Source organism: Methylophaga sp. UBA1464, assembly GCF_002325665.1.
Lineage (GTDB): Bacteria > Pseudomonadota > Gammaproteobacteria > Nitrosococcales > Methylophagaceae > Methylophaga.
In genome coordinates this window covers 3,956-8,865 of the sequence record NZ_DCSO01000030.1, presented here as the reverse complement: position 1 = coordinate 8,865, position 4,910 = coordinate 3,956, and the positions used below count along the sequence as shown (strand labels likewise).

6 protein-coding genes are annotated in these 4,910 nt (G+C 43.3%); 1 reads left to right on the top strand and 5 read right to left on the bottom strand.

The genetic code is table 11. The features are described from left to right. From B3O33_RS03285 to B3O33_RS03265, 5 genes are all read right to left on the bottom strand, one after another. Positions 1-1,153 (bottom strand): exodeoxyribonuclease V subunit gamma (locus B3O33_RS03285; RefSeq protein WP_292362917.1); only part of this gene is annotated, 1,153 nt, incomplete at its 3' end. Positions 1,154-1,295: 142 nt separating this feature from the next. Continuing rightward, positions 1,296-1,898 carry an HD domain-containing protein gene (locus B3O33_RS03280; protein ID WP_292362514.1) on the bottom strand — a complete coding sequence of 201 codons (603 nt, stop codon included), beginning with the start codon at positions 1,896-1,898 and terminating at the stop codon, positions 1,296-1,298. Between the two features lie 15 nt (positions 1,899-1,913). Next, the gene (blaOXA, locus tag B3O33_RS03275) at positions 1,914-2,714 is read right to left on the bottom strand and encodes a class D beta-lactamase (protein WP_292362513.1); all 801 of its coding nucleotides are present in this window, start codon (positions 2,712-2,714) and stop codon (positions 1,914-1,916) included. 167 nt (positions 2,715-2,881) lie between these two features. Next, positions 2,882-3,658, bottom strand: a complete 777-nt coding sequence (locus tag B3O33_RS03270; protein WP_136552982.1) for a lipopolysaccharide kinase InaA family protein — start codon at positions 3,656-3,658, stop codon at positions 2,882-2,884. Then, positions 3,658-4,341: a class I SAM-dependent methyltransferase gene (locus tag B3O33_RS03265; RefSeq protein WP_136552874.1), complete on the bottom strand. Its 684-nt coding sequence runs from the start codon at positions 4,339-4,341 to the stop codon at positions 3,658-3,660. The genes B3O33_RS03270 and B3O33_RS03265 overlap by 1 nt, the downstream gene beginning before the upstream one ends. A gap of 225 nt (positions 4,342-4,566) precedes the next feature. Between B3O33_RS03265 and B3O33_RS03260 the strand changes: the two genes are divergently transcribed. Beyond that, on the top strand, positions 4,567-4,910 hold a 344-nt coding region (locus tag B3O33_RS03260), incomplete at its 3' end, for a VIT1/CCC1 transporter family protein (RefSeq protein ID WP_292362916.1).

Below are 4,910 nucleotides of genomic sequence, written 5' to 3'. Positions count from 1 at the left end.
GCTCGGCGGGCTGGCTGCTGAACACCGCTTCTATCACCGGCGCATATTTTTCGATATCCGGTGTCATCACCACCACATCGGTCGGAGACAAATCAGCATGTTTTTCAAACAGATCCAATAATTGATCGTGTAACACTTCCGCTTCACGCATCGCGCTGTGGCAACTGTGGATCTGCACTGAGTCGTCATCGGCAGAAACGGTAAACTTTTGGTTATCACTGTCGAGCTGATAAATATCCTGCTTTAGCTGACTCAGTAAATCGCTGGCTTGTGGTTGCAGGTAGAGCATTTCCGCTTCATGCGGAAGGGCCTGTAATTGTTCAAAGAAGGTCTGACCCAGCTTGCCCAGACTGGCCAGTAAAGGATGGCCATTATCAGCGAAGTCATCTTCATCATCAAATAACAGGCGTTGTTTGGCCTGAGATTTTTGATTCAGCAAATCGCCCCAATAGCCCTCGCTGGGTGACAGAAAATAAATCGAGACGTCAGTAAATTCAGCGATTTCGGCCAGCAAATCCAAATAGATCGGTGGCATGGCTGTCAGACCGAAAATGGCAATCCGTGGCGGTAAGATTGAGCTTGGAAACTGTTTGTTTTTCAGCGCCTGTTGCATCTTCTGTAACAGCCGCGCCCGGTGCATTGGTTCAGAATCATTCTGGGTCAACAACTGCCATAAAGCGCCCTGCCAATTGTTGGTTTTACCCGCTTCCCATTGGGCAATCCAGTCCGGACGATACATCAGATACTGGTCAAAACTATCGGCAATACGTTGTGCCAGATCCAGCATTTTTCGAGCGTCATCAGTTTCGCCAAGATAACGACTGATCGCTTCAAATTCCGGCTGTTTTCTGATCGTTGGCAGCAGTTCGAAGATTTTCAGGCTCATCGCATCGGTTGAATACGGCGACTCGCGGGGAATTTCCGGCCAAACCTGGCGGAAAAGCTTCCATAACCAGGCCGATGGAAACGGAAATTCAATATGCGCAGCAATCGATTGATTGGAAGCCAGATACAGATTGAGCCAGCGGGCCAGCTCATTACTCTGCACCATCACGGTTTCAGCCTGAAGTGGTGGCAAGGGTTCGTGTTGTTGACTCTCAGCCAGATGTGCAGCCAGTTGCGACATCGAATTGCTGTAGATCACATTCAGCATGTTTTGTTTCCCTTAATCCAAAGCTGAAGATGGAATTGTGCTGAAAACTCAATCATTACGCGTTCGCCACATTGAACAAAATGGGTTATTCACAAGAGAATAGTGAGCGAAAAATAAGTCATATCTGCTTCATTATGCTTGGTCAATGATCGAGTAACCAGCCTTTTGCCACTGCCTGTTCGATATTGTGCGTTATCCATTGATGAATCTCTGGAAACAACTCTGCAATAAAAGCATGTGCTCCTGCGACCTGCGACTTTCTTACTTTGTGCTCCTTCCACGGTTTGCCATCATTATTAATATTCAATAAAAATGGCAGTATTCGATCAACAACCTTAAGTAACATTGCCTCCCTGCTGTTACCCAACTCCTGCTCTTCCCATAAATCAGTCAGACCGTTAATGCTGTTTCCCGGATGATCGCTTAACCTTTGTAGACAAGTGCGTTCGGCATGGTGGGCTGCACTGCGATCCCTGGCATACAAAAAGGTATCGCCCGCATCAATTTCACCCAAATCATGTACCAGAGCCAGCTTTAATAGCGTTTCCATATTGAGCTGAAGCTTAAAATGACTAGCGATTGACCAGCAGGCCATTGCCAGATGCCAGGAATGTTCTGCCGAGTTTTCACGGCGTTTACCACCAGTAATAAAACTACGCCGCTCCACATGCTTAAGCGCATCTAATTCAAGAAAAAAGTCTGTGATACTGTTGAGGTTAGTATCTGTTTTATGTTCAGGCGACATTATTTATCTGCTTAATTAAGTTCGGGGTAATGCTTCGATGATTTGCAGCACTTTGCGAGTGATTGCTTCGCGTTTGTATAAGTCCTCAAGCCGGTTTGGTGTATCAATGTTCAAGGCAAAAAACACCGGTCCGGTTGGCCATTCAACCCAGCCTACCCACCAGCCGATTTGTCCTTCCCACCCCGTCTTTGCCCGAAGTATCCACTCTCGTCCGGCTTCAACAATCATAAGGTCTTTAACTAATCGTTGGTCAGCTTCATCAAACGGCAATTCATTTAAATAAAGCTTGTTGAGAAATTGGATCTGCTCTTCAGCGGTAATTCGCAAATTACCATCAATCCAGTAAGTACTGGTGTCTCCAGTTGGATCAGCATTGCCATAATCAATTCTGGTCAGATAGTCACGCGCCTTTTCCTCACCGATCTGTTCACCAAATTGCTCATAGACCCACACAGCAGAATTGCGCATTGATGAACGCAAATCCTGATCCTGATTATGCGGGGCAAAACTACGCTCCACACCATCCCATGGAAATATCTGAAATTCATCTTTGATGATACCCGCATCAAGGGCAAACAAAGCATGGGGAATTTTGAATGTCGATGCCGGTGGCAAACGCTGTTGAGATCTCGGCTCATTAAACACCATTAGTTTTGAATTCCCCATGCGCTGATCCAACACAACTATCGTGCCTTGTGCAGCATGGTTATCAAAAATTGTCTGCCAGTCTGGCCGAACTTCTGTATCCACTTCAGCGAATGTATTTGCAGATAAGAATAAGCCACAAAGAATAAAAATCAGCGCTACGCGGTTCATAAAAGTACCTTCATCAGATAAACATGAAAAAGGCGCCAAAGCGCCATTTATTGAAAGTATAATGTTGATTACAAGATATCAGGCAGAAACCATTATCTTTGCACCCAGTATCAGAAGTTTATTGTAAAACGCATCCGCACGGGGCAAATCTGTTTTTGTTACCGTCATCAAGAGGTAAACACTGACTGGACATGTTGTTTGGCTTGAGCTTTACGATGGATTTTTTTGCACATCTTATGAATAATTTTTTTTGAATGGAGCGATATTTTAGGTTGGCCGAAATAAGCTTGGAAAAACACCACTATATCCTTGGCACTCCATAGACCATTCAAATGCCGAATAAAGGTTGTTAAATCATGGATCGCAGCACGTTTTTTAAATAACCGATATTTTAATTTCTCAAGATCGATAAGTTTTACATCCCATTCGTTGGCTAGCTGACGAACCATAATATGTTTTGGATAGAGACAATTATGCTGATAGTGGTATTGGTGCAGATGATGGATCAATTTGGCAGTGCTTGTTAGCAGAGCTTTTCTGTCACACGAAGGTAACAGCTGAAAATCAATTTTATCCAGGCTGACATAGCCTTCTAACGCTTTGGTAACCAGAACAGCTTTGGATGCTTTTGTTTCAAAATATAAAACATCCAAAGTTGGGATGTTTTTAGCATTAAGTAATTGAATATTGCGGTATTCACGCAAAAACGTTGGAATGCCTTTAATCGGGTGCATTAGCGTTTTCGTCACATGATTTTCTTGTCTTTTGATAAAGACTTTTTGCGGTTGACCGAAGCTATCAACCACACATTTCACAACACCACTCCAGCCTCCACGACGAATATTGGGTGCTTCAAACCAAGGTGAGTTATTACGCCAAAAGGCATCGAAAGTATCGCTGTTCTGGCCTGCGGCAAAGCCTGATAGACTCATGTTATTTGGCATCACAGGTTCTCGTCTTTTTCGAGAATATAAGTCCGCCACATCGCGTATTTCGGCAGAAAATCCAGATGGGCTTTTATACGAAAACCCGCTTGCGTAAATTCTTTTTCAATAATGTTTTTTGGAATGACAAATCGGTTTTGATAATCTCGATTTGCCCTGTTGGACTCGAGTTTTTTTCGCCGCCATGCTTTAAAATTTCCATCCACCCACAATGAAACAATCACAGTTGATTTGCTGACACGATGAAATTCTTTTAACAGCTTAAGACGGTCTTCGGATTGACCAATATGGTGTAATAAACGGATGCAGAAAATATTATCTACATAACCGTCACTTACCGGTAATGAAAAAGCAGACGCTTTAAAGGTATGTACTTTCTTTGAGAGTTGTTTTTCACGATACTGTAACCCGATATCAATCATCTTCTGACTGTTATCGCTGGCGAAGACAATTCTTTCAGGGTTTTCAGTCAGTACCTTCCAAAAGCGTCCTGTTCCACAAGGTACATCGAGCACGCTAAGTGGATCACCCGCAATTTTTAAGGCTTTTCTGGCGATCTGCTGATCTCGCCAATTTGACAATTTTCTTGCTAAACCATCTGCATGCTTATAAAAGTAGGCTTTGGCATGAAGTTCATTATATTTTTCTGAAAATTCAAGTTGATTGGTATCCAGGTTTGACATCTATGACATGCTCACTCTGATAAGGAAAGGAAGTGGCATTGTCAGTCTTCATGCTTAAGGGAAACTTAAGTTTATTTAGATACATTAAAAAGCAAGAAAATGAATACTGTAGTGATTTTTCCTATCAACAATCTCGCTGAATAACCTCTTTAAAACATAACGTTATCCGTAAAGAGTCTGCTGATTTAATAACCACACACCTGAAAATAAAATCGGAAAATCATAATGAAAAAACATACTGAAGCTCATAAAACGCAACATGTTGGTTGGCTTCGTGCCGCAGTAATGGGGGCAAATGATGGCATTGTTTCTACAGCCAGCCTTATTGTGGGTGTAGCTGCGTCAGGTGCATCAACGGAGATCATCTTTATGACTGGCGTAGCAGGCTTGGTTGCCGGTGCCATGTCCATGGCGGCAGGAGAATATGTATCAGTTAGTTCTCAGGCTGATACTGAAAAAGCCGATATTGAGCGTGAACGCATGGAGTTAGCAACTGATCCGCTTCATGAGTACGAAGAATTGACCACGATTTACATTCATCGCGGTCTGGATAAATCGCTTGCTCAACG

Bases quoted from the DNA above. Each gene is read 5' to 3' on its own strand.
- B3O33_RS03280 (WP_292362514.1), bottom strand. From the start codon at position 1,898: ATGTCGCCTGAACATAAAACAGATACTAACCTCAACAGTATCACAGAC.
- blaOXA (WP_292362513.1), bottom strand. From the start codon at position 2,714: ATGAACCGCGTAGCGCTGATTTTTATTCTTTGTGGCTTATTCTTATCT.
- B3O33_RS03270 (WP_136552982.1), bottom strand. From the start codon at position 3,658: ATGCCAAATAACATGAGTCTATCAGGCTTTGCCGCAGGCCAGAACAGC.
- B3O33_RS03265 (WP_136552874.1), bottom strand. From the start codon at position 4,341: ATGTCAAACCTGGATACCAATCAACTTGAATTTTCAGAAAAATATAAT.